General features: G+C 64.0%; 13 protein-coding genes. 2 read left to right on the top strand and 11 right to left on the bottom strand.

What is annotated here, in order from left to right; translation table 11 throughout:
* Positions 1 to 13: 13 nt before the first annotated feature.
* The gene (locus OIT41_RS06120) at positions 14 to 2,668 is read right to left on the bottom strand and encodes a LuxR C-terminal-related transcriptional regulator (RefSeq protein WP_241707968.1); all 2,655 of its coding nucleotides are present in this window, start codon (positions 2,666 to 2,668) and stop codon (positions 14 to 16) included.
* Between the two features lie 433 nt (positions 2,669 to 3,101).
* Between OIT41_RS06120 and OIT41_RS06115 the strand changes: the two genes are divergently transcribed.
* Positions 3,102 to 4,286 (top strand): hypothetical protein, encoded by a 1,185-nt coding sequence (locus OIT41_RS06115; protein WP_241707969.1) that lies wholly within the window; start codon positions 3,102 to 3,104, stop codon positions 4,284 to 4,286.
* A gap of 137 nt (positions 4,287 to 4,423) precedes the next feature.
* Here the strand turns inward: OIT41_RS06115 and OIT41_RS06110 are convergent, their stop codons facing one another.
* Positions 4,424 to 5,803 (bottom strand): glycosyltransferase family 2 protein, encoded by a 1,380-nt coding sequence (locus OIT41_RS06110; RefSeq protein ID WP_372489635.1) that lies wholly within the window; start codon positions 5,801 to 5,803, stop codon positions 4,424 to 4,426.
* On the bottom strand, positions 5,800 to 7,191 hold the full coding sequence (locus OIT41_RS06105; protein WP_241707971.1) for a polysaccharide deacetylase family protein: 1,392 nt from the start codon (positions 7,189 to 7,191) through the stop codon (positions 5,800 to 5,802). Before OIT41_RS06105 ends, OIT41_RS06110 begins: the two co-directional genes overlap by 4 nt.
* Before the next feature lie 538 nt (positions 7,192 to 7,729).
* Between OIT41_RS06105 and OIT41_RS06100 the strand changes: the two genes are divergently transcribed.
* Positions 7,730 to 8,893 carry a chitinase gene (locus OIT41_RS06100; protein WP_241707972.1) on the top strand — a complete coding sequence of 388 codons (1,164 nt, stop codon included), beginning with the start codon at positions 7,730 to 7,732 and terminating at the stop codon, positions 8,891 to 8,893.
* A gap of 228 nt (positions 8,894 to 9,121) precedes the next feature.
* On the opposite strand, the gene OIT41_RS06095 is transcribed toward OIT41_RS06100, so the two are convergent.
* The 8 genes from OIT41_RS06095 to OIT41_RS06060 all read right to left on the bottom strand — a co-directional run bounded on the left by OIT41_RS06095 (position 9,122) and on the right by OIT41_RS06060 (position 25,933).
* A complete protein-coding gene (locus tag OIT41_RS06095; RefSeq protein WP_241707973.1) occupies positions 9,122 to 9,565 on the bottom strand; it encodes a hypothetical protein in 444 nt (147 codons plus the stop codon).
* A gap of 449 nt (positions 9,566 to 10,014) precedes the next feature.
* Positions 10,015 to 11,862, bottom strand: a complete 1,848-nt coding sequence (locus OIT41_RS06090) for an S-layer homology domain-containing protein (RefSeq protein ID WP_264637581.1) — start codon at positions 11,860 to 11,862, stop codon at positions 10,015 to 10,017.
* 196 nt (positions 11,863 to 12,058) lie between these two features.
* Positions 12,059 to 13,063 carry a dTDP-glucose 4,6-dehydratase gene (locus OIT41_RS06085; RefSeq protein WP_078105892.1) on the bottom strand — a complete coding sequence of 335 codons (1,005 nt, stop codon included), beginning with the start codon at positions 13,061 to 13,063 and terminating at the stop codon, positions 12,059 to 12,061.
* A gap of 32 nt (positions 13,064 to 13,095) precedes the next feature.
* Complete coding sequence (locus OIT41_RS06080) at positions 13,096 to 14,478, bottom strand: nucleotide sugar dehydrogenase (protein WP_264637580.1); 1,383 nt, start codon at positions 14,476 to 14,478, stop codon at positions 13,096 to 13,098.
* A gap of 482 nt (positions 14,479 to 14,960) precedes the next feature.
* Positions 14,961 to 17,642, bottom strand: a complete 2,682-nt coding sequence (locus tag OIT41_RS06075) for a helix-turn-helix transcriptional regulator (protein ID WP_264637579.1) — start codon at positions 17,640 to 17,642, stop codon at positions 14,961 to 14,963.
* Positions 17,639 to 20,425 (bottom strand): helix-turn-helix transcriptional regulator, encoded by a 2,787-nt coding sequence (locus OIT41_RS06070; RefSeq protein WP_264637578.1) that lies wholly within the window; start codon positions 20,423 to 20,425, stop codon positions 17,639 to 17,641. Before OIT41_RS06070 ends, OIT41_RS06075 begins: the two co-directional genes overlap by 4 nt.
* Positions 20,426 to 20,637: 212 nt before the next feature.
* On the bottom strand, positions 20,638 to 23,391 hold the full coding sequence (locus tag OIT41_RS06065) for a LuxR C-terminal-related transcriptional regulator (RefSeq protein ID WP_264637577.1): 2,754 nt from the start codon (positions 23,389 to 23,391) through the stop codon (positions 20,638 to 20,640).
* Positions 23,369 to 25,933, bottom strand: coding sequence for a helix-turn-helix transcriptional regulator (locus OIT41_RS06060; RefSeq protein ID WP_264637576.1), 2,565 nt, complete (start codon positions 25,931 to 25,933; stop codon positions 23,369 to 23,371). Before OIT41_RS06060 ends, OIT41_RS06065 begins: the two co-directional genes overlap by 23 nt.
* Positions 25,934 to 26,043 lie beyond the last annotated feature (110 nt).

The raw sequence follows: 26,043 nt of genomic DNA, 5'->3' as shown, positions 1-26,043 counted from the left end.
GGGAGCAACGGCCCTACTCCTCCGGCTTCGCCAACTCGTCCCACAGTTCGGAAAGCTTCTGCCTGCGCGAAACTCCGAGCTTGCCGTAAACCCGCTGCAGATGGGCGTTGACCGTGTTCACGGCGATCCCCAATCGGGCAGCGACTTCCGCACTGCTCAGCCCGGAGGCCACCAACGCAGTCACTTCGCGTTCACGCTGGGAAAGCTTCACGACGCCGGGAAGAACCGAGGATCCGGCCTCCGGGCCCGCCTGGTGGGGCTCGTCAAAAACGAAAGCCTCCTCATGGTCGGTCGCTTGCTGGGCTTCTCCCATGCTTACCTGTCCTGTTCCCATTTCCTGTCCCGCTTCCTGTCCGGACGGCATGCCGGACTCCACACTCCACACCAGCTCGGACACTCCCGCCCCCAGCTGCCGGTATCCCCGGCTGCCGGTGCGGGCGGCCAGGCCGAGATTCAACATTTCAAGCGCCCGGTGTCCCTTCTTGGCCGCGGAACCGGCAAGTTGGAGCAGCTTCCGGTGCGAGTGTTCCGTACCAACCAGCACTGACCGTGCGGCGGACGAATAGCTTTCGGCGAGCTGCGAAGCAAGATAGTTGCCGCCACTGGCCCGCGAATCGTAGGCCGCCAGGGCGCGACGCACCTGGTTGACATCGCCCAGCAACCACGCAGCCGCGGCAAGTCCTCCGAGGGCCGGTGGCAGGAGTCCGTCAGGGTCGGCTTCATCCAGGCGTGCCTTGGCCTGGCGGAACTGTTCGCACGCCAGCTCCAGGCTCCCCTGCCGGGCAAGGACGAGTGCCCTGTAGAGATGCGCAGACCCGCCGAAGTAGCTCATCCGGTTGCTGTAGCTGGAACTGCCGGCGCAGAACATTTCGGGGCCGCCCCATTGCCCGCGCCAGATCAGATTGGACCCGTGGATGGTCAGCACGGTCGAGTGGAAGTCCACGGGGCACCGCGGCAACCGCCCGAGGGACTCGAGGGCCAGCGTCGAGAGCGCGACGGCGTCCGCGAACCGTCCGCTGACGGCCATCCCTTGCGAGACGAGCGCCATCAACAGCACGCCGGCCTGGGTCGGCGGCGGTGGATGGCCCTCCGTACGCAATCCAGGGTCGACCAACTGGCTGTGGCAAAGCCTTTGGAACAGCTCGCCATTGCCTGAAGGCCAGCTGCCGTTCTGGGCGTCCAGATACAGCTGGAGGACGTCCAGTTCGTCCCGGACGGCCGCATAGTCCGCATGGGCCGGCTCGCCCTTCTGGAGGCCGACGGCGGCAGCCTCCAGCCGCCGTCGGGCATCCTGGAGGACCGCCTGCAGCACGTTGGCCCCGGGCGACGTCGGCAAGAGCGCATGCAGGAGAAGCCACACCGCGTGGGCGAAATCCACAGTCAGGACGCCGGGGGTGTTTGCCACCAAGCCCTTGAGGATTGTCACGGCTCCGGGGAAATCCCTGGTCTGGTAGAGCGCCCTTGCCAGTTCCACACCTGCAAGCAGTGCGAGCTCGGGCGCCTTCACGGCCTCGGCGGCCCGCCGCGCCCTTCGGTTGTCGTGAATATCGTTTGCGGCGATGGCCACCGCCAGAAGATCGGCATCGGGGACCGGCATGCCACTTGCCTGTTCGAGATCCACGCGACGGAACAACGCCCAGATCGAGTCCTCGGCGGCGGGTGCGGACGCTGCGTAGATGCTCCGGTGAAGTTCGAGGATCCGCGCGGATCCCAGCTGTTGCCGGGCCAGTCTCCCCTCGATGGCGTGGCTGAGCGTCGCGGTCTCCTGGCTGTCTTTTTGGATACGGATCGTTCCGTCGGCACGCAGCGCGTCGATCGCGCGCTTTTGGACAAGTTGCTCAAGGACCGCCAGCGGTATCGGCTCTCCCACGGCGAGAAGGTCCACTACCTGCCTCTGTGGCACGGAATAGCCCTCAAGGCGGTGGCGGGTCAGTTCGAGCGCCTGCGAACCGTCCAGGCGTATCGGTCCGGACAACATCAAGGAATCGGCCTGCTCCACGATCTCGCCGCGAGCTGCGGCTTCGTCCAAAAGCAATTTCGCGGTCTGCAGGTTGCCGCCGGTGAGGGCATGGATGTCCCGGACGAGGCTGCGGGCGGCGTGGCCGCCGAGGCGATCATCGAGGAATTCGCGAAGTTGCTCCTCTGTGAGATCGTCCAGCGTCACAACGGCCAGCTGCCGCGAAACCACGGACTCCATGAGTTCCATCCTCAGGGGCCGGTCCGAGCGGTGGGTGGCAATCAGGCGGATGTCCGGTTCGACAAGCAGTTGGCTCAAGAGCCAAAGGGACATGTCATCCAGGAAATCGAGGTTGTCCAGCACCAGCAAGGCAGGGGATCCGGGGGTCGCAGCGCCACGCACGGCCTTCCGGCAGGCCGCCACGATGGAACCGGGCCACACTTTGGCCCTGGCCGGCAGGTCCGGAACAAGCGCCATGGCGATTCCGAAAGGAATATCCGCGAAAGACTCCGAGACGTTGTGGGCGATCACGCTGAAGGATCCGCCCAGCACTGAGGCCGCCGCGTCCAAGAGGGTGGTCATTCCTGAGCCGCCCGGTCCCGAGATGATCATCCCGGCCGGTTCCGGCCCTGACAAGCCAACGACAATCTCCTGGAGCTCGGCTGCCCGAATGATCGGGGGCGAGGTGTGGGTCCCTTCGGTATCGTCCATGGTCCTGTCTCATCTTCGGGCCGCCGGACACACGTTCCTGACGGCTGTGGCACGGACCGGTGTCATTTCCACACGTTACCTCCGGGTTTCAGTCCTGGATTGAGTGGTAACTACTTGGTTTTCCGGGGTTACTTGCATGAAATATTCCCGCTCCACGCGGCCCTCGACGACGGCTGCGAGGCCGCTAAACAGAGCCTCCGCGCGGCCTGCCACGGAGCCTCCCGGCGAGCGCCGGCGGAGCCTCCCGGCAGGGTGCCGAAGGAGCCTCCCGGCAGGGTGCCGAAGCATCGTTTCCAGCCCGTGTCTTCCCCCGGATGTGCATCCGCTGTTATCGCCCTGTGATCTGACTGTGTAAGCTGGTGCCGCAAGAGTAAGTTCCGGCTGGCTACTTCTGGGGAGTTGAAGCGCAGCCGATTCCCGTAACAACTCTGTCGTGACACACCATTTGGCCGTGTACGACGCTGCGGCATTTTCGCCTGCAGATCGCCTTATCCATGCCCAGGTCTCGTATGTCTATGTCCCCAACAGATATGTCACCCAAAATATGAAACACCTGATCACAGCACTTGTCGCCGTGGCGCTCCTTGCCTTCGGCGGGTTCGCCACCATCTCCGCTGTCCAGTCCTCGCACAAATCCGCCTACCAGGCCGGAGACCGCTCTTCGAGCACGAGCACGCGGGCAACCCCCGCACCTTCCGCCACCTCCACCCCCAAGGCCACGCCGGCGCCGACGCCGACGCCCAGCAATGTTCCGGCCTCGACGCCGTCGAGCAAGCCCGCCCCGGCGACGCCCGCGCCGGCCACCACAGCCGCGAGCGCGCCCGCCCCGACGGCGGCGCCGCTGCCCGTCACCGGGACCTACCCGCTGCACACCAACATCGTGAGCACCACCTTCTGGGTGGGCGAGATCTTCAATGCCAGCCTTTCGGACGGCTCCCAGGTGTGCTCCACCTACAACGGCCAGTGGGCTTTGCAGCACACCGGCGTCAACATGGGAACCACTCCTTCCAGCGCGAGCGGTTGCCCCGGCAGCACGTACGGCGGTTGTGACGGAGTCAGCTCCGGCACCGGCACGAACTTCACCTGCGCCACGGAACAACGCGTGGCCAGCAATGGATACTTCCCGCTGCACCAGCCCAAGCCTTTGCAGAACCCGTTCTACCTGGATCTGCCATACGACGACGTCAATGACAGCGTCGCGTTCGCCCAGCGTTGCAATGTGATTCCCTGGGCCGCCGCGGACAACGCCAAAACAGGCGTCAACCACTGCGCGGACTCGAGCTACAGCTACATGAAGAACGCTTGGGTCCAGATCACCGGCCCCAATGGCGGCGTGTGCTACGGACAAGTTGAAGATGCCGGTCCCTCCAGCGGCTCCCTGTACCACGATTCCGCCTACGTATTCGGCGCGAACAACGCCCGTCCGGCCAACAAGTCCTTCTCCGGCGACCCGAGCCAGGGTGCGGGCATGGATGTGTCTCCTGCCCTGAACGGTTGCCTGGGCTTCGCTGAGCTGAACGGCGACAATGACCACGTCTCGTGGCGCTTCGTTGACCGCGCCAGTGTCCCGGCTGGTCCGTGGCTCAATGTTGTCACCACGTCCGGAGTCACCAACTAGCGCAACACGCGTTCCCGGGGCCCTTAAGGTCGGCAAGACACTGCGGACTCCGGAAATGTCAGACGCCCATGCCGCACAGCCGCAAAGGCTGTGTGGCATGGGCGTCCGCGTGTCCGCTCACTGGGCGCGGCAGCGTCTTAGCCGGTCCGCACGACGGAAGGCCCCGGCGTCGCGATCTCCTGGGATTGGCGTTGGATTCTCCGGACCGGGCTGACCCAGACTCCCGATGAACTCGACGAGTACGCCCTGGGCAAGACCTGGAGGCAGATCACTGCGTCCAGGATCCGCATCAGCGGAAACAAGGGAGCCATCAACAAAAAGCGCGGGTTGCGCATCGAAACTGCGGCAAGGACCGTCAGGAAAAGATCAGGCAGGAAGACGCCGATCAGGACGTCCTGGGGCCGCAGGACACCCGACAGGAAGACAAAGACGTCCGATCGATTTCCAAAGATCCACACCTCGATGGCCGCGAGGGACGACAGCAGGAAAGCCGGCACCAGAAGCACGAAGAAGAGGCAGCTGGCCACGAGCTCAACAATGTACAGCCCGAGCACAAACCAGAATCTGCTGAATTGCAGGCCGTGCCGGCGGACGGTCTGCCAGAAGCCGAGGATCCATCGACGCACTTGCTTGATGTAGTCCTTCAGGTTGTCCGGATCCTGGGTGTACGCAACGGCGGCAGAGGGATGGAATGCAATCCGTCCCAGTTTTTTTGCATGGATCTCAAACGTCATGTTGAAGTCTTCGATCACCAGTCCGGGCGCCAGGACCTCGATTTTCGCGAGCGCACTGGTTCTGTACATGCTGGCGAATCCAGGCACGATGGAGACGACATTGGCTCCGCGGGCTGCCTGCCCGTATTTGAGCAGCAATTGGACCACGATGTACAAGCGCTCCCGGTAGGCCACCAGGAAGCGGCCGATCGCCGTCGGAGGCGCCGGGCTCATGATCGACTTGGCGCGTCCCGCGACGGCAACCACGGTGGGATCATCAAACAGCGGGAGCCCTGTTTCGAGGTAATCCGGCGTCGGGCGGGTGTCCGCGTCCAGGAGCATGACCACCTTGAACCGCTTGCAGAGATCGAAATGGGCGATGCCCGCTGCGAGCGCGCCAGCCTTGCCACGGTTCGGTTCAAGGTCCAGGACCTTCACCCCGGCGGCCCGGGCAATGGCCGCGGTGTCGTCAGTGGACATGTCCGAAACGACGTGGATGTTGCGTCGGGGAACCAGCGCGGAGGCGGCGAGGATTGTGTCCTTGATGACCAAGGCCTCGTTGTGGGCGGCCACGAGGACCGCGACATTCGACGGGGAGACACGCACTCCCTTCGAACGATGGCGGGCCCGTTGACGTCGAGGGATCGGCGCCTTGCGGCCGCGCAGCATGGCTATCCACCCGAGGATCCGGTAAGTCAAGCCCCGGGCACGCCACGACTCCTCACCCGCCAAACGGATCAGACCGGCAAGCGACCAAAAGATCGTGCTTACCCCCAGAACCAAAAAGATCGAAAGAACTATCACGGCGACGGAGCTCCAACTGTGTCGTACATTTCGTAGTCATCGGTAGCAAGCTGGCCATCGCTGAAGAGGTTCATTCCAAAGCTGATGGCCTCGGCTCCTGCCGGCACGGGCGGCGTTTCCCAGACCGCCTGCTCGTAACTGGTGTTGGCCGCGAACCACGGACTGGCTGTCCAATAGGTCCACGTGCCCAGCTTGTTGCGGTAATACACTTCAAATTGGGTCTTCGCGGTGGACTGGTACCAAGCCCTCAGCGAATAGCTGTGGCCAGTGCTCACGCTCGGAGCGCAGGCGCCGAGGTCGAGGACGGGAAGCAGTTTGGCGTCACCGGAGGAGTATTCGGTCACGTCCAGGCGTCGGGCCACCGCGCCGGTGTGTCCCGGGGTCAAAGTGCTCAGGACCACGGCGTTCCTGCCGTAGGACGACACCTGCCAGCATTGCGGCAAGCCATACTTTCCAGCGATCTCCAGCCCCGGATTCCGAATGGCGTTCTGTCCTGGTGCTGCCGGCGCGGCCACGGGACCGTTCACCACCGGTTTCGCCACGCCGCCGATCACGTCATGTATCGTGCGCACGGCCATGGTCCCTTGTTGGGTCTTGGCCGCCAGCCATGTGGCGAACTGCTCGAACAAAGCCGGGCTGATGGAGCGGGGACTGCCGCTGTTATCGATGTCGTAGAAGGTGAGCTGCAACCAGCCTCCGGCCTTTTCGGCCTGCGCCACGGTCGCCTCAAGGTCTGCCAGCGTCCAGTTGCTGCCGACCTCCGATGTTGCCCGTGTCCGGAAGGGGTCGGCGGGGCGGACGGTTTCTGCTGCCGCGCAACCCACGCAGTCAACGGGGGTGGTGATCTCGCCGAGGCCCCGCGCGCTGTTGTAGCCGCATGCGGCCACCAATTCCTCCGACTTCGGCGTCGACGCCGCAAACGGATAGGCAAAGGAAGTGACCTTGAAGCCCCAGTCGGTAAGGTTCGCCCGATCGTTGCAGATCTGCCTCGACGCTTCGTCCGGTTCCACCGACGTCACATCGGCAAGGGTGACGGTATGGCCGCCGATTTCATTCTGGTCCGCGGCCAGGGTGTGGAGATTGTCTACCGTCATGTAGTCGGGTGCGCCGACAAAGCCCGAATCGATGAAGAAGGTTCCCCGGAGGCCGTGCTCCTTCAGGATCTTGGCCGCATCCATCTGGCTTGCCCGGCCCGCATCGAACGTCAAGCTGACGGACGAGAGCGGGTCGGCAGAAGATGTGGGGCTGCTGTTCGCGGAGCCGCCGGCAGGAACTTTGTTTCCGTTGATCAGCGAGGTGGCGCCCGTCAGCAGGAGCAGTACCGACACCCAGGAGACAGCCCATAAGCCCGCCCGTTTCCTCGACGTGCGAACCGGGCCGGATGCCATGCCCTTCCCCCGGGCACTCATCGCCAACCCGCGCTGCCGGTTTTCCTGAAGGGGCCGGTGGCGACTGGGGGAAGCCTCGGTCTCAAAGGCTTATTCACCACCGGCCCCCGTTCAGGGGCCCTCTCTGCGAGGGCGCACTGCCGTCGGGCAGCTCCATCAATTGGCGCTGGGTCCATGGGAGGATCCGTGATGGTTCCCCCAAAAACAGGCTCGAACTCCAGGCAAACGCCTTCTCGGATTAATCCGCCGTGTCCTGATGCCGCTCGGACCAGAGCGTCCGTTTCCATTGTGAGACCTGTCTTTCCCCCGTTGCCCTCAACCAACTGACAGCATCAGCCTATGAATCAGGGCGACGGCGGACACGAGTAGCCTCTACCCGTCTTTACACTCAACCTTGACGTCCGGACAACGCCACTACTCGTCCGCTACGCGCCGAAACCCACGGGGATAAAAGCCGGGTGGGAGCAGGGGCGAATCCGATCTGTTCGTGGTCAAATGGTGCAATCAGGGCAGTCGGGGTTAAGGATGGCGGGAGAGCGTGTCCAGGAAACAGGCAAGCGGCACGCGTGTTGCGGCCGGGGCGCGCGCCCGGCGGGCGGTTCGTGGCTTGCCCACCCCGGCCAATGGACCCCGCCGCCGGCTGTCGGCTTTCGCCCGGGCCTGCATTGCCGCGGTCCTTGTGGTGGTGGGGATGGGAGGCATCCTCGTGTGGCGGTTTACGACCGACGCAAACGGCTCCCTCGAGCCCCCGTGGTTTTCCGGCTACGTCGACGTCACCGTGGTCCCCCAGTACCCCTTCGAGACACCCGCGGGCGAGGGCACCAAGAATGTCACCCTGGCGTTTGTGGTGGCATTGTCTGGACAGGCGTGCACACCGAGTTGGGGTAGCACCTACAGCCTCGATGCGGCGAAGACCTCGCTCAAGCTCGAGGACCGGATCGCCAAGCTGCGGTCGAATGGCGGCGCCTTCGCCGTGTCCTTTGGCGGCTCAGTGAACAGCGAGCTCGCCAACTCCTGCCAGAACGCAGCAGATTTGGAAAGGGCCTACCGGGCCGTCCTGGAGCGCTACAACCCCGCAACCATCGACTTCGACATCGAGGGCGACAACCTGGCGGACAGCGCAGCATGGCAGCGCCGCGCGTCAGCGATCGCGGCCCTCCAGAAGGAGCGGATCAAGGAAGGACACGCCCTGTCAATTTGGCTGACCCTTCCGGTCACCCCACAAGGACTGACCGACGCCGGAACCTCGGCCGTTGACCAGATGCTCGCCGCCGGGGTCCAGCTGTCCGGCGTCAACATCATGACCATGAACTACGGTTCAAGCCGGAGTCCGTCGCAAAGCATGCTCGATGCCGGAACGTCGGCGGCCCAGTCCACCCACGATCAGCTCAGCATCATCTATCAGCGCGCAGGGACGACCCTCAACAGCGAGCAGATCTGGGGAAAAATGGGATTGACCCCCATGATCGGCCGGAACGACCTCCCTGGCGAAGTGTTTGACCTCGACGCCGCCCGGGGATTGAACTCCTTCGCCATCAGCAAAGGGGTTCAAAGAGTGTCCATGTGGTCCCTCAACCGGGACATGTCGTGCCCGCAGGACATGCCGGAGGACACGGCCAGCCACGTTTGCAGCGGCGTCGATCAAGGCACCCAACGCTTCTCCGATGTGTTGGGGGCGGGATTCCGCGCCAAACTGCCGTGACCCCGCAGATCAACCGGTAGGCGGATCGACCACTCAGGCGGTAGGCCGGCAAGCCGGTCGACCAGGGATCATGCGGGGCCTGGACGTTCCGCCCTGCCCTGGTTCTTGGCCTCGGCCGGCCGGGCGAGGTGCCGGCCATTGCCGTGCTGGAACAGCTTCTTGAGCCACTGCATGGATACCTCCAGTTTTCGAGGGACTGCTTGTATCGGATTGCTTGGACGGCGCGGCCTACTTCACTTGGCTTACCGTGACGATGTTGAGCCATGGTCCCGCCGGAACCTGGTCCCGCGGCACGAACTGCCAGTCGACTTTGTCCGACTCGCCATCGAGCTCGGAGAAACCGAGGCACCCGTTAAGCGCAGGTGAGACATCCATGCCGGCTCCGTTGAAGTTCTTGTTGGCCGGACGCGCATCATTCGAACCAAAAACGTAGTCCTTGTCGTGATACTGGCCCGGACCGGCATCTTCGATCTGTCCATAGCATTCGCGGTTGCCCAGCCGGATCCTGACCCATTGGTTCTTCATGTAGCTGAAGGAACGGTTCTGGGCGTTGCCCGCGAAACCAGGGTCGTTGGCCCAGGGGATGACGCTGGCCCGTTCCGCAAAAGCGACGGGATCGTTGACGTCGTCAAAAGGAAGATCGAGGTAGAACGGGTTCTGTTTCGGAGTCATGCTGGTTGGCGCATATCCTTTGGCCGGCGTTCTCGCCTCGGTCTGGCAGCCGTTCGTCACCACGCCATCACAGCCTCCGTAGCTCTGCATCCATTGGGAGTCGTAGGTCGAAACCACTTGGCTGCCGTCCGCAGCATTGGGATCAAAGATCTCGCCGACCCAAAACGTCGTGGACACAATCCCGGTGTGCCAGGGATATCGGCCGGCTGATTGGCTCGGACTCGGTGCCGGGCTTGGTCCTGTGCAGGCTGCCGTCAGCAGGGCCAGGAAAAATGCACAGCAGACGGCTGGGCGTTTCCAACGCTTGACCGTCGATTTCGCCGTATTCACCATTCACTCCCCTAGAGGCCTTTCTCGGGTGCTTCTCGCAGTGTACGTGGCCTTGGGTGGGGGTTCACCGGAAATTGCCTGGCAAATCCCCGCCCGCCGTCCCTCAGGACGAGCCGCCGTCAGCCTTTCGGGAAATCGATGTTGTAGCGATACAGGAAAGCAGCCATGGCGTCGCGGTTGATCGCCGTGGTTGGCCTGTACGTGCCATCCGGGAAGCCGGTGGTGATGCCTGTGGACGCCAACCACCGGATCTCGTTGTAGAACGGAGCGACTGCCGGTACATCGGAGAAGGTCGGTGCGTTCGCCGGCACGGCCGGACTGCCCTTGAGGCGGTAGAGGAAGGCGGCCATCGCGGCCCGGCTGACGGCTTCACCAGGGTGGTAGGTTCCGTCCGGGTAGCCTTTCGTGATCCCTGTTGAAGCCAGCCACCGGATCTCGTTGTAGAACGGAGCGCCGGGAGGAACGTCGGAGAACGTGGGAGCGTTGGCCGGCACCGCAGGGCTTCCGGAGAACCGGTAAAGGAACGCGGCCATCGCATCGCGGGTGATTGACGTGAGGGGACGGTAGGTATTATCCGGCCAACCCTGCGAAATCAAATTGTTCGACAGCCAACTGATCTCGTCATAGAAGGCCGCGGTAGGAGTGACGTCCGTGAAATGCTTGATGCCTGCACTGTCATAGAGTTCGAAATCATCCGTGGTCAGCGTTCCGTTGCCGAGCAGGTTCAAGCCCAAACTGATGGCCGAGGCACCGGCGGGAAGTGCCGGCGAGGTCCAGGTGGCATGGGCCCAGGAAGTGGATGCCGGGAAATACGGGCTGGCGGTCCAATACGTCCAGGTGCCCAGCCCGGTGCGGTAATACAGTTCGAATTGGGTGGTGGTCGTCGAGGTATACCAGGCCTTCATCTCGTAGGTGTGGCCGGGGGTAGCACTCGGTGCGCACTCGCCCAGGTCGAGGGTAGGCAAGAGCTTGGCGTCCCCGCTGACATAGGCGGACATCACCAGCTGCTCGGCGTGCGTCCCGGTGGTGCCTCCATGGCCTGGAGTCGCGGTAGTGAAGGTCGCGGTGTGGCTGCCATAGCTGCCTTGGGCCCAGCACTGCGGCAGTCCAGAGGCCACCGGCCCGGCGGTTTCCATGCTGGCGTTCTTGACGAGGTTCCCCGCGGTAACGGGAGGCGGTGCGGCCGGCCCCGCGACAACCGGCTTGAACGCGCCGCCCAGTGTCTCTTGCACTGTTTGGACGGCGATCCGCCCGGCGGCCTTCTCCGCGGCCAGCCACTGTACATACTGGGTGAAGAGCGTGGTGGATACCGTCAGCGGATCAGCGATTCCCGACGTTGGATCAATGCCGGTGCCGATGTGGTGGAACGTCACCTGGACCCAGCCGCCGCCCGGCTCGGCCTTGGTGACCAGGTTCTTCAGGTCGGCCAAGGTCCAGGTGTTGTCCACTTCGTCCGGGGCCTTCGTGTCATAGGGATCGGCGGGAGGAAGGGTCTCAGCGAATCCAAGTCCAGCGCTCCCGGGCACAACGCTTTCAAGGTCTCCGAGCCCGCGGGCGCTGTTGTATCCGCAGGCCGCAACAGTGCTCTCCACCGCCGGGGTGAGGGACGCGAAGGGGTACGCGAAGTTGGTGACGGTGAATCCCATGTTGGTGAGATTGACCCGGTCATTGCAGATCTGGCGTTTGACCTCGTCCGGACCCATCTGGGCCAGGTCCGGGTGGGTGACGGTGTGGCCGCCTATCTCGTTGCCGTCCGCCTGCAACGCCAGCGCTTCCTGCGTCGTCATGTAGTTCGGAGCGTTGAGGAAGCCGGACGGCGTAAAAAACGTCCCTTTGAGCCCGTTGCTTTTGAGGATGGCCGCGGCGGGGATCTGGTCCGCGTTGGCGTCGTCGAACGTCAGGGTGATAATGGTGTTCGGCGCCGCGTGCGCGGCCGGTATCGCTATCCCGAAAACAGACGCTGACATCAAGACGCTCAGAACGCCGGCGAGCCAACGCGGTTTTCCGGCAGGGCTCAAACGTTGGGCCCTGTGGCGAGGTTGAGACAAGGACGCCCCCCAAACACGTTGCATTTGCACTCAGCCTTTCCTTTTGTGCTGCTTCTTCAGTTGAACGACTTCAGTTGAATGACGCCGCACGGTCGGCGGCTTCATTGCCCACGCATCACGATGCGAGGGTGATCTTCCATCCCGCGGGATCCAGGACTTTTGCCGGCTTGTAGTCGGCTGCGACGTTGCGGATGATTTCATCCAAGGTGGTCTTCGGGTCGAAGCCGACAAGCCCGAGGGACTTGCTGTTGTCCGGAACCCGCCGGCGCATGTCTTCGTAGCCTTCCGAATACGCCTGCTCATAGGGCACCAAGGTGATGGCGCTGTCGCTGCCGAGGAGTTCGACTATCCTTTGGGCCAGCGTCAGGATGGAAATCTCGTAGCTGCCGCCGAGGTTGTAGGCATTTCCGTAGGCAAGCGGCTCCTCGGAAATGCGGACGATGGCCGGAACGATGTCGCCGACGTAGGAGAAGCACCTCGTCTGGTGGCCGTCTCCATAGACCGTCAGGGGCTCACCGGCGAGCGCCTGGCGGACCAGTCGTGGAACAACCATTCCGTAGCGGCCCGTCTGCCGCGGACCGACTGTGTTGAAGAGCCTCACAATGGCAACCGGCAAGCCGAATTGGCGCCAGTATGCGTGGGCGAATGCTTCGTCAATGCCTTTGGCCGCGGCGTAGGTCCACCGGGATTTGAGCGCAGACCCCAGGATGCGGTCCGCTTCCTCCGAGAGGCTGTCCGAGGTGTTCTTGCCATAGATCTCGCTTGTGGAGGCCAGCAGCAGCGAGGCACCCGATTCCAGGACCGAGTCCAGGACCACTTCGGTGCCATGGATGTTCGTGCGGAGGCTCTCCAACGGGTGGTCGACAATCAGGTTCACGCCAACCGCGGCGGCCAGGTGGAAGACCCTGTCGGAACCCGCCACGACTTTGTCCACCGCGTCGCGGTCGAGAATGGTTCCCTCGATGAAATGGAAGTTCCTGTGGCCGATGACGCCTTTGAGGTTCTCCAAGCGTCCGGTGGACAAGTTGTCCAGCACGGCGACTTCGTCCCCTGCCGCCAACAAGTGCTCAACGAGGTGGCTTCCTATGAACCCGGCACCGCCGGTTATTGCTGTTTTCATTACTCCTGCTTCCGTCGGAAAACCTGGTGGATCTAGAGTCGGGTTACGTTGTCGGCTTTGGGCAAGCGGTACGTCGTGTCCAGGACTGCGGGTGCTTCGGCCAGCCAGTCAAGTTGCATCTGGCTGTGCCTCGTGTGCAGGATCACCAGATCCGCACCCCAGTCCTCCGGCGATTGCTCGGACTCGAGTGTCCCGCCGTGACCGTCCGGAGCTGTCCGGCACCAAGGGTCGGAGAATGCCACTTCCGCACCGTCGGCGATCAGGGCGGCGATGATCTCCAACGCCGGGGATTCCCGGAGATCTTCGACGTCGGGCTTGTACGCAACCCCGAGGACCATGACGCGGGCACCGGCAACACCGTGGTTGCGGTCGGAGAGGATTCGCCGGGCCTTCTCGACCACCTGGTGCGGCCTGCCCGCAATGCCGGCCATTGCTTGTTCGATCACGGGGGCCGTCAAGCGGGCTTTGCGCAATTGCCACAGCAAGTAGTGGGGGTCGCACGGTATGCAGTGCCCGCCGACTCCGGGACCAGGGGTGAACGCCATGAATCCGTAGGGCTTGGTGGAAGCCGCATCGATGACGTCCATCACCTCCATGTTGAGTTCGTGGCAGATGTCGGCGAACTCGTTCGCCAAGGCGATGTTGACGGCCCTGAAGGTGTTTTCCACCAGCTTGGTCATTTCGGCAACGTCCGCCGACGGCACCACGTGAACCAGCTTGGTGCTGGCGCTCAGAAGCCGTTGGGCGACTTCGCCGCAGGCCGGGGTCACGCCGCCGACTACCCGCGGGACGTCTTCGTGGGAGAACGAGTCCACGCCGGGGTTGATGCGCTCGGGCGAGAAGGCCACGAACACATCACGCCCCGGAATGAGTCCCCTGGCAGCCAAGGGCAAAGCCAGAAGGTCCCGGGTGGATCCTACGTACGTTGTCGAGGTCAGCATCAGCAACTGGCCGGTGGTCGCGAAATCGACCACCGAAGCGCACGCGGACCGGAGAATGCCAAGGTCCGGAACCAAGTACTCGTCCACGGGAGTGGGAACGCAGACAACCACTGCCGCCGCGCGGGCAAGCAACGACAAGTCGCTGCTCAGCATGAAGGTCGGGTCCAGCAACGCGTTCCTGAGCCGCTCCTTGTCCGAGTCCAGGAGATCTGCCCGTTGCTCGCGGATCACGGCCAGGCGGGCGTCGGACACGTCGAGGCCAAGAACACGCCGGCCCGAGGCGTTGATCGCCAGTGCGGTGGGCAGGCCGACGTAGCCCATGCCCACGATCGCCACGTCGAAAGTAAAAGCCTGGTCCTGCGTGGTTGCCCGTGTTCCTGCGCCCTCCGGCCATGCCGGCGCCTGTGTGTGCAAGGACTGCGAGCTCCCGCTGGGCTCTGCCTTGAGGGTCTTTACCTTCGTGTTCGGTGCCATGGTCAGTCGACCTCCCGGTGCCTGTTGTCTCCAGTGTGAAAGAAAGCCGGCGACGAAACGGGACGTGCCCTGGTCTCAGAGGGCACATGACCGCCCGCCGCCGGCTCGATTGTGGGGGTACCCGCCGAGTGCGTGCGCCCGGTTGCATTGGAGTTGATTTCTCGCTGGATTACCGGGTGGTTTTCCTGTAGCAAAGAATTCTTCCTGCGTTTCATCTCGAGACCCACTTATCCCCAATTGAGTGGCGGTTGCCATCAGGAAAAGCGTATTAACGAACCCCTAGGGCGGGCGCGAGTGGGCTCTACCCGTCTTTGGATGCGCGGTCCCTTCCGAGGCCATTGACTACCCGTCCGAGCGCTTTTAACCACTCGATTCAGTACTCGCTTTTGGGCCTCGGGCCCTTTACCGCAGCGGACGACGGCGGAAGGAGACTTCGGGGAAGCGCTCACCCATCGCCGGGGCCAGGCCAGTTGCGCCCGCGGCTAGCCCTGGCCCTGCGTGCCGTGGGCGCCGTTCATCAAGTCTTCCCGGTGGCTGATGCCCAGCTTGGCGAACATTCGATACAGGTGACCCTCAACGGTGCGCAATGACAGGCCCAAGCTCAGCGCAATGTCCTTGTTGCTCGATCCCGACTGCACCAGCGTTGCGATTTCCTGTTCGCGCCGGGTCAGTTTCTGGAGATCCGGGGAGCCCCCGTCAACGGCCGGACCGGCCTTGTCGAGGGCGGCCGTGCGGCGCTTGAGGAGCCGCTGGCCCTCGAGCTGGCGTGCCTTGTCGCCCCTGCTTTCAAGGATGCGCAGGGCGTGGCTGGCGCAGTCGGCTGCGGCGAGCTCCAAGCCGTCCCTGGCTGCCGAGTCGCTCAGCTCAATCAGGCGGTCCGCGTCCTTGTGCGCGAGGGCAAGCCCGACGCTCAGGGCAAACTCCGCAGTGCGGCCTTCGCTGCCTTCCGCTACGGCCGTCAGCCGGCGTGCCACACCAGGGTCTCCGAGCCGAAGGACCAACATCAGGATGTCGATCTCAGCGCCGATCGCTCCGTCCGCAGCCGCGGAGTCCGCAAGGGCCATCAGTCTCGCGATCGCCGTTTGCGTTCCGGTATGTTCGGCCCGCGCTACGGCCGCATGGCCTTGCGCCAGGAGCGACGGATGCACGCCTTCCCGGACCAACGCGTCGTATTCGCTTGAGTACGTCATCGCAGTGTCCCGGCGCTTCAGGATCGACGCCGCGTACGCGGCGGCAGCAACGGCGTCGGGCAGGTCGCTTCCCATATCGGAGACCCGCAGCATGCTGACCGCCTGCCGAAGCCTTGGCAGCGCCACCCCCAGGTCTCCCCGGCGCAGGTCAACCATTCCTGCAGCCAGGTGGAACATCCCGCCTGAATAGATCAGGGAGTTCGGTGCTTGGGAAACGTGGTTCTTGAGAAAGGTTTCAAGAGCGCCGAACTCACCGGCCTGTTGCAGGGCAAGGATGTAGCGGCGCATCACCATCCCCGCGTACTGGAGGCTCCAGTCGCCGCTGGTGGCGACCATCTCCTGTATCTCCATCAGAATCTGGATGGCCGAAACCGGCCGTCCCGTGACCGCCATGGCCTCTGCGAGGAGGGTACCCGACACGAGGCGGGACTCGTCGTCGTCCGCTTCTTTCCAGATCTGGCGGAGCTCACGCTCCGTCTCGATGTAGTGGCCTTCGGCTTGGAGGCCTTCCAAGGAGAGGAGCCGGCTTCCCAGCTTCCCGCGTTCCAGTTCATCAGGGTCGATGCCTTGACGGGATTCGGCGAGCCGGGCCAGGGCTGCCTCCCATTCGTATGCTGCCTGTTTGATGGCGTTCGGCCCGACGCCTTGACGTCCGGCAAGCTGGGCCGCCAACATCGATGCCTGACGGACCGTCCGCGGGTCATTTGTCCTGTCCACCACTCCGGCGAGCGAGGACACCGATCCCCTGATGTCGCCCCGGTACCATTTGGCGCGTGCCACCTCCACCTGGGCTGCCAGCCGCAGGGAAGGATCCTTGATTGCGCCGGCTACCCGTTCCACGTAGCTGGGGATGAACAAGCGGTTGGCCAGCTGGGCTGCTTCCAGGATGTCGGAGTCCGGGACCTCGGTGCCCGATTCCAATCCCCAGGAGACATAGCGCAGCAGTCCGTCCATGGTCTGCGGTTTGGCATCCATGAGGTCCACGATGCGCCGCCGGATGGTCATGCTGTGGGCGGTCGGGACCAGCTGGCGGATCACTTCGCCCACCAGCGGCTGGGCCAGCCGGACATGCCGGGCGGGGTCTGATGCGATCTCGATGAAATGCAGCTCCTGCAGTTCGTCCACAGCCGTGGAGTCGCTGGCCTGTTGCACGACGCTCAGCGGGACCGGCTCCGCGAGTGCCACCGTTTCCAGGGTTTCCCGCTGCGCGGCTCCCAGCATCAGGATCTGGTTCCGCACGAGGTCCATGAGGCGCACGCTGGTCCCCCGAAGCTCGCCCGAAAGCATCCAGGCATCGTTGCGGCACACCAACTGGCCCAGCGACTTGGCGTGCTCGATGAGTTCCAGCAGGAACATCGGGTTTCCGCCGGAGTACTTGCAGAGGACCGCGCTGGTGCCCTGCACCACTGGCGCATCCAATGCCTGGGTGCAAAGTTGGTTGACTTCCTGCTCATTGAGTGGCTGCAGGTCGAACCGGTCCACGAGCCCTTCGGACCACATCGAGAAAACCTCGGCTGGCGGGGCAGGATACGGCCGGCACAAGAACACGACTTTGGCGGCTTCCGCTGCCGCCAGCTGTGCCAGGACAGCCACGCTGCTGTCGTCGATGTGGTGCGCGTCCTCCACGATCAGGACGGCTGGTGCCGGATGCGGCTGGCCTGCCGGGTTCAATGCCGCCACCACAGCCCTGAGGACGGACAACGGTTCATTGATCTGGCCGGGGGTCAAGGCCGTCAGCAAGGGTGCCAAGGCAGCAAACGGCACCGAGGCCAGGGTGGGACCGGCAAAGACCCTGAAAGGGCGGACACGCTGCCCCAATTCATGGACCACTTCGTTAATCAGTGCGGTCTTGCCGATACCCGCGTCGCCGAAAAGCAGGACCCCGGGGCCATTGGCATCGAGAAGGCAGTCCACGACGGCTGCCATCACGCTGAATCGACCAACGAGCGCATCTGCTGCGAGAACCTCAGTCATTTCGCACCTCCTTCGACGTTGCCCAAGGCGAAGCTGAGCTCGGAGCGTTCCACGATTTTCAGCTTGCCGAAGATCTGGTAGAGGTGCCCCTCCACCGTGCGTACTGAAACATGGAGCTTCGCGGCGATGCCTTTGTTGCTCTCCCGGTTCGCCGCCAACCGGGCGATCTCCAACTCGCGGGCAGTGAGCCTGAGTCCTTCTTGGTTGCCGCTTTGCGGTGTGCGCAAGCGCTGCCGGCACGTCTCCGCGAGCTGCCGCGCCTTCCTCAGGACCGCCTTGTCCAACTGGATGTGGTCAAGATGCAACACGGTCTCCGCGATATCGAAGGCGAACCTGTCGTTCTGCATGTCTTCGGCCAACCGCGCGGCCTCGAGAAGAAGCTCGGCACTTCCGGATATTGTGGCCCGTGCGTACGCGACGCACAGTTCGGCGAACTGTCCCTGGCACCGCAGGGCCGAGTCCAACAGCCGCGGAGCGGCTGCCACCGCGCCCAGCCGAACGGCCGAACTGAGGCAAAAGATCTCGTGACCCGGGGCACCCTCGTCCCGGTCGGCGTCGGCCAAGCGGAGGAGCTCCCCGACGGCGGCCTCCGGGCCGTCGATTCGATCCCGGGCCATAGCCGCGAGGTACCTCTTCGTCCGTTCCTTCCGCCACGTCGGCCTGCGCAGCTGGATGGATGCTTCCTTGAGGTAATGCCGGGCCTGCTCTTGCCCGCCTTGCAAGGCGGAGGCGTAGGCCGCCGCCGTGCAGGCGACATCCAGCATGCCTTCATTGTCCTGGACCCGCAGCTGGCTGATCACCGGAATAAGCGCTTCCAGGCCGTCTTGGCCACGGCCCTGGATGCACCGGAAGATCGCTTTGGGAAGATCGATGGCAGTCGGGAGGGCCTCGGCGGCGGAAACCAGGAGGTCATCCCCGGGCTGGACCATTTCCCCTTCTATGTCCCAGCGTCCGGCGAGTACGAAGGCGAACCGCAGCCGCGATGTGGCGCGTCGGGCTGCGGCGACGGATACGGACGGATCATGGCAGTCAGCCATCAGCTGTTCTGCCATGTCCGCCGCCTCGGATTGCCGTCCCGTCAGGGCCCATGCCTCGCACAGCCAGCTTCCGGCGAGGAGGCGGAACTCCGTGCCGTGCGATTCAAAGTCTTGAAGTACCTCTTCCAGTCGTGCCGCCATCTCGGCGTACGAACCCGAATAGCTGGCCGCCTGCGATTCGGCCAGGACAAGCTCCTCCCGCAGTGTGGCGAGGCCCGGGCCGTTTGCGGTTCTGGCCGCTTCGTCGTCGAGCCGTCGACGGACATGCGCCAAGGTCTCGCACGCTTGCGCCGTGGTTTCGGGGAGTGCCAGAAGAACCGAAGCCTCCGACAGCTTGAGCCGGACCCATTCGGCAAGGGGGGCTTCGTCACCGGACCCACCAACGCGAGCCCTCAGCACGTCCCGGGCCCCGGCGACGTCGCCGAGTGTCATCAACGCACGGGTTTCCTCGGCTACTGCCCCGGGCAACGTGGAGTGGCCTGGAATGCTCCGGACCAGGCGGAGGGCCAGCCGCGCATCAAGTTGCCGATTCGCCACTGCGGCAGCTTCAAGCGCTTCTTCCCTTCCCAACGTGGCTCCGCAGTCCAATGCCCACGCGGCCATGGACAGCAACATCGAGCGCTGCCCGAGGGCCGGATCCATGGACTCCAGGAGCAAGCCGCGGAGTTCGTTGCTGCGGCCGGGTGGAACATTCGCGCGGACCACGTCACCCACCAGCTGGCTCTGCAGGTGAGCCATCCTGGGCAGCGAATCGTCGACGACGAGGATGCTCCTTTTCTCAAGTGAATCCACATCATCCGCCGATGCGATGGCCAGCAGGGATTCCAGGGGGACGGCCCTGGCCAGGGAAAGGATCTCCAGGACTTTGCGCTCACCGGCCCCCATCCGCCCAAGCCGTGTGGTGATGAGATCGGTGATTGCCCTGCCGTGCAGTTCGCTCCGGGACGTCAGGACCCAGACGCCGTCGCTTTTCAGGAGCGAACCAGACTCGCCGAGCTCCGCCGCGAGCATCTTGAGGTAGTGGGGGTTGCCCCCGCTGGCCGTCCACAAGGCATGGGCGCCGGACGGCGAGACCTGGGCTCCCAGCCCGGCCTCGAGCCAGGCATGCGATTCATGGAAAGTCAGTGCTTTGAGGTCTATCCGGTGCAGGAACCCATCGCCGCAAAGCCGCGTGATCTCGCCGCAGAGCCTCTGCGGGTCGGTGCAGGTGAGGACAAGCTGGGCCGTGCCGTTCCTCGCGAGTTGGGCAACCGTCATGGCCGCCAGCTCGTCAAGCTCGGCCGCGTTTTCAATGACCAGGTACACCGGTTTTCCCTCGGCGCGCTCACGAAGCAAATTGGTGAGTGCCGACAACACCAGGACGGGATGGGCCAGGTATCCCGGGTCAAGATCGCTCAAAAGGATGTTGAGGGCGCCGTAGGGCGATCTGGCCAACGCTGCGCTGCCGCGGATGACGACGACGAATGAGCGCCCGCGTAGTTCGTTCACCGCACGAGTAGTCAAGTAGCTCTTGCCGCTCCCCGACGGGCCTGTGACGAGCACTCCACCTTTGGAGGCCGCGAGTGCCAGCGCAATGTCCTCAACATCGGCCCGGGGCCCGATCGGCGGCCAGAGGGTCGGAATGACCGGCTTGCCTTCGGCTCCGTCATGTTGGTTCGGAGCCGCGGGCGCGTCGAACGCCTGGTACCGGGATCCGCCCCCGGACCGAGGGGCATGGACCGTAGATGCACTGCCTGCTGTCAACATGAGCGAGACCCCCAGTGATCGAGTGGTGACACCCCCCAATTAACCAGCTAGCCGTCAGGCCTACACCAGTAGTGAGTACTCGACTTTCATGTCCCCGGATACTCGTATGCGGGTGTGAGTACCCCTGCCCCGGGCGGCGGGTACTCGTCGGCGGCAGTGGCTGCGGCTCGAACCGACAGTACGCTACTACTGCCCTGCTGCCTCTCCCGGCTTCAGTTTGTGCCCGACGCTCCCTGCGCGACGGCGGCAGCCCCCGCGAGTTCGTCCCTGCCGGTGATCCCCAATTTCGAATAGCACCGGTACAGATGTCCCTCGACGGTGCGCACGGAGATGAGGAGCGTGTCTGCGATCTGCCGGTCGCTGAGGCCCTGGACCGCCAGGTTGACGATGTCCCATTCCCTCCTGGTCAGCTTCGGAGCCATGGAGTCGTGCGGCGTTTCTTCCCTGCCGTGTCCCAGTTCTTCGTTGCAGCGCGCCAGCCCCGCGCGGGCCGCCGCGCTGAGCTCCTTGGTGTGGCCCCGGTCCGATGCTCCCAGCGCCAAACCATAGGCCTTGGCGGCCAGGTGATAGATGGTGGCAGCCTCCAGCTTCTCCGCTGCGGCGAGGTACCGCGCGGCACCCCCGAAATTGAGTGCGAGCCCGTATTCCGCGAGCGCTTGCGCCCATTCGCCTTCGGTGGCGGCTGCGGTTTCACAAAACCGCTCCAGCCTGCTCGCGTCTCCCAGGGCAAGCGCGAGCTCCAGGGCATGAAGTTCAAGGTATGTGGCATTTTCCTTCGCCGCGTTGTCGGCGTTGAGCTGCAACGCTTCCACGCCGGAGCCATCAGCGTTGAGGAGTTCGAGCGCGGCGTCGAAAAAACTCGTTGCCTGTGCCGCGAGAAGGTGGGTGCTGTGTTGTCCCCAGCCCTTGTAGTCCGCCTGGAACCGTTCGGCTTCAGGCAAGCCCGCGCCGGCTGCCGTGTAGAAAGCCATGGCGGCACACAGTCCGAAGAGATTCTGCGGATCGCTGTCCCTCAGGGCTTCGAGGCCCGCAGTCAGCAACGGCAAGGCGTCGCTGGATTTTCCTTGCCTGATGGCGATGTACCCGGCAACCACGTAGGCCGCACCGCCGAAGGACGCCATCGAGACGCCCGATGTTTCGTAGTACCTGTCGAGGAGCTTTTGCGCTTCCGCCCAGTCGCCCACGGCCAAGGCGCAAATGACGAGGCGGGCGGAGATGAACTCCGGGACGAAGAAGACGTCGTTCTCCTGGGGCTGGGCCAGAGCGGCGGCCTCGAGGACCAACTGCTTTGCCTGGCGCCCGCAGCCGAGCGCGCAGAGCATTTCGGACTTCATGGCCAGCGCCAGGGCCTTGAACAGCGGAGGCAAAGAGCCGTCCACGGTTCCCGTCTGGAGGAGCACGCGTTCCAGTTCGGGGCCCATCCTCCGGTAGTCGCCGTCCACGGAGCCGGCCAGCAGCCCGATCACGGTGACGGCGAGCGGCACTGCGGCTTTCGCGTCCGGCGAGCGCTGGCCCTCGAGTCCGGGCTGCTGTCCGCCCCATTCGCGCAGGGCCTCGCCTTCTGCCCGGATCAAGGAAGCGGACTGCCCGACGGCGGCCCGCGTGACCGCGCGAAGAAGGCTGTCGGAAACTACGTTGGAGGCGCCGGCGTCGACTGTTCCTTGTGCCAGGACTGTCGCGGCCTCGTCCCGGCGGCCGAGATTGAAATACGACCTGGCCAAGACCACCTCGGCAATCGATTGCCACTGCGGGTCCCGTACCGCTGTCGCCATGCGCAACGCCGACTCGCTCTGCAGGAGCCTCGCCGAAAGGACAGCCGCCCGGATCAGGAGACGATCGGGCACATCCGCCCCGCAATCCAGTGACCACGTCACCATCCTCAGCAAGGAATCCGGGTTGTCCTCCAAGACATCCATGCGCGAGATCAGCTGCCGGTGCAGTTGAAGGCTCTGCGCTGCCGGGACGATGCTGCGAAGCACCTCTCCGTAGACCGGATTGACGAGCCGAAGCGTTGGCAACCCATTGCCCCCGGGCTTGATCAAATGCTGGTCCACCAACTCCTGCACGGCCGTTTCTCCGGCCACGACGGTAATCAACGTCTCGTCCACCGGTTCCGCCAAGGCAATCAAGTTCAAAGCTTCCCTGCCGGCGGCCGAAATACGCATCAGCTGGAGTTTGACGACAGCCTCGAGCTTCACCGTGTGCACAGGCGTTGCGGCTGCCTTGAGCCACACCCCGTGCCTCTGGACGAGGGTTCCCGAGCTCTCGGCTTCGCGCACAAGGGTCTTCAGAAGCAGGGTGTTACCCCCTGCCTCGGTCCAGAACCCATGGCTTGTGCTGTTCAGGACGATTCCCCCCAAGAGGGCCTCGCACAATTCGTGGCCCTGCTCTGCTGTCAGGGGCTCCAGGTCGAACCACTCGGCAGTTCCTTCGTGCCACAAGCGCAGGAGCGGGCCCGGAACTCCCGGCCGCGGAACGCATGCGGCCACGATTTTGGCCCATCCTGCCTGAACAAGCTCCGTCAGCATCGCGCAGGTTGCATCGTCCAGGTAGTGCGCGTCATCGACGAGCAGCAAAGCCGGTCCGGTACCGACGCGGATGCCCTCGAGGTGATCCCAAAGTGAGCGCAACACAGCGACCCTGGAGGATATGTCGGCAAGGGAGAGGTGGGAAAGAAACGGAGCCAGCACCCCATACGGGACAGCGGACAATGAGGGACTCCCGTGAATCGGGACTACCGCAAGGTCCCCGCCGAAGACGTTGCCTACCTGGGCCAGGAGCGATGACGCGCCGAGACCGGAATCACCCACGATGAAGACGGCCGAACAATCGTCCGCACGGATTGCTGCCGCAATTCCAGGAAGCAAATGCCCATAGTCGATCCACGGTTCGGGCGGTCTTGCGTCGCCTTCTCCGGCATGGCCATGCACCGCCGCAGCGTTGTCATGACTGCGCGGTTCCTTCAAGCTCGCTCCTCGATGAGATGCCCATTTTGGTGAAGATTTGGTACAGGTGGCCTTCTACTGTGCGGACGGAAACTTGCAACTGGTTGGCTACCTCTTTGTTACTCAACCCTTGACTGGCCATCTTTGCAACCTGACGCTCCCTTTCGGTCAGTTCGGGTCCGAAAGTGTGCGGGGCCAGGGGCAGCACAGGCACGGTACCGACCAGCCGGTCCAGCCGCTGCTGGGCCAGCCTGGCGGACGCTGAATCGCCGGCTTCCCGGGCGATGTCCAGGGCCAGGACGGCACAACGGGACTCCACCGCATCCAGGCTCAGTTCCTGGGCAACGGACGCTGCGAGAAGCAGCGTCTTCGGGTCCTTCTTGCGGCTTCCCTCCGCCACCATCCGGTTCACCGCGGCCATCTTGCCTTGGCGGCGGGACGAAACCTGCTCCAGGAGCAACAACTCTTCCTCGGTGCCGTGGACGGTGGCGCCGAAGAGGCTGATGGATGCCGTGGTGATCCGCCCCTTCGCCAAGTCACGGTTGGCCGACTCGATGAGGCTCTGTTTCGCCCCGGGATCCTTCAACCAGCGTCGTGCCATCTTGACGCAGAATTCGGCCATCCACGCGGGGAACCACGCCGTTTCGCCTTGTCCTTTTTCGGCCAACTCGAGGAAAGTCCGGGATTCCTTGACATCGCCGGCCTGGGCGTAGGCAAAGGCGAGCGCGGAATAGGCCAGGACGGGTCCATAGTAGTTGCGCCTGATCTCCAATTGCGCCTGGGCCCCCAGCAGGGTGTCGATCGCAACTGAGGCCCGTCCGGCATAGGTGTAGGAAACACCCAGTGCGAGTTCGGCGGCGCCGCCAAGGTAGTGGATGTTCTTTGGCTGCTGATCGAGGGTAGCCGTCAGCATCCGTGCTAGTTCTTCCCACTGTCCGCTGCAGAGGAGTGCGGCGAACAAGCCTTCGGACAACCAGTTGTGCAACCGCGGGCGGGCTTTGGCGCGCTGTATCTTGTGCTTCAACTCGCGCGCCAGTTCGATGGCCTCCATTTCCCTGCCGAGTACCGCCCAGGCCATGGTCAGCAGGCTCCCGCAGCTCAACCGCTGCTCAAGATCGAGGCCGTCCCTGTACTCCTGCTCCAAGGCTTCGGCAACGTCGGCATACTCTCCCTGATGAACCTGGAGCTCGAAACGCGCGAGCCTGAGCATCCCGCATGCCCGTTCAATTTCCGTACCATCCGCTCCGGCTTCCTGCGACCGGCGGGAAAGATCTTCCTGGGCCTCGGCGATGAGGCCGGGTATCTGGAGGTGCCCGCCTGGAATCCACAACAGCGCACTGCAGAGCTCCTGGACATAGTCCGCATATTCGTACGGCGGAAGGCGCCGGAGCTGCTCGGGCGCCACGTCCTTCAATGCGGCCACCGCGGCCTCGTGCTCGGCCAGAATGACGTGGGAAACGCAGCGTTGCTGGGCTGCAGCCACCCATTCCTTGTCCTCGCGACCGATCTGCCGGGCGCATTCCAAAGCGAACCAAGGATCGAACTGCCTGTTTGCCGCGGTGGCGGCCGCCAGGGCCACTGCCGGTTCAAGTGTTTCGCGGACGTTCAGCGTCGAAGAGGCAAAGCCCAGGAGCGCCTCGGCGTCGAGGTCCCGGGTAATGCTGCCCATCACCCCGGCGGCAAGCTGCCGCAGTTCATTCCGCCGTGGCAGGTCCATCCAGCCTCGAATGACCTCACCCATGTACTCGTCGCGCAGCGCCACCCGGCGGGCACCTGACCGTTCGATGCGGAGATAACCGGACCACTCCATCTCCGCAACCACTTCAGGTTCAAGCACGTCCAACAGTACGGAGAGCGGGGCGGTTCGAATGAGCGCAAGCAGCTCCAGGGCTTCCCGGACCGCGGGACTCTCCCGGGCCAGGCGCGACCGGACGAGGTCTGTCAGGACTTCCGCGGAAGAAAGGTGGATTTCGCCTTTCATTGCCCAAACCTGGCCGGCCAGGTGCAGGTTGCCTGAGCGGAGCTGCTCGGTGACGATCGCTTGGAGAACCAAGGGATTTCCACCACTGGATGCGTGCAAAGCGCTTGCTGCCGTTGCGGTCACCCGTTTTCCCAGGACGCCGCCCAGCAATTTGGCAACTTCCGCGCGGGAAAAGACCTGAAGTTCGACCTCGTCGAGGAGGCCGTCTTTCAAAAGCCTGATCAGGTCTTCCGGCATGTCCGTGGCTTGGCGGACAGTGACGAGGACTTTTGCGGTCCCGCTAATTAACAAGTGCACCAGGAGGGCTGTGCTCATGCTGTCCAGCGCAGGAAGTTCCGAGAGAACCAACAGCACTTTGCGTCCCGCGGCATCCGAACTGATCAAGTGCGAGATGCCGTAGATGATCGCGCCGGGGGAATCTGCGGCCTCTGCCGGCAGCCTCGCGACCAGATGGGCGAGCGCCCCGAACGGGGTGTTGACGTCCGTGGAGCCATGGAGGTGCAGTACGTGCGTCCTTGGAGTGAGCCGGGCCTCCACCGAACGGGCAAAGGTCGCTTTGCCCACGCCCGGTGCGCCAACCACCACCACTCCGTACGAAGACGGTTCGTCGAGCGCTTCAATAACCGTGTTCTGAAGATCCTGCCGGACCAGCGACGACCATTTTCGACGTTCTGCAGCCCCCAGTGGCTGCC

Source organism: Arthrobacter sp. YA7-1 (assembly GCF_025960325.1).
GTDB lineage: Bacteria > Actinomycetota > Actinomycetes > Actinomycetales > Micrococcaceae > Arthrobacter > Arthrobacter bambusae_A.
The sequence above is the reverse complement of the archived record's forward strand: the minus strand, read 5'-3'. Positions and strand labels throughout refer to the sequence as shown.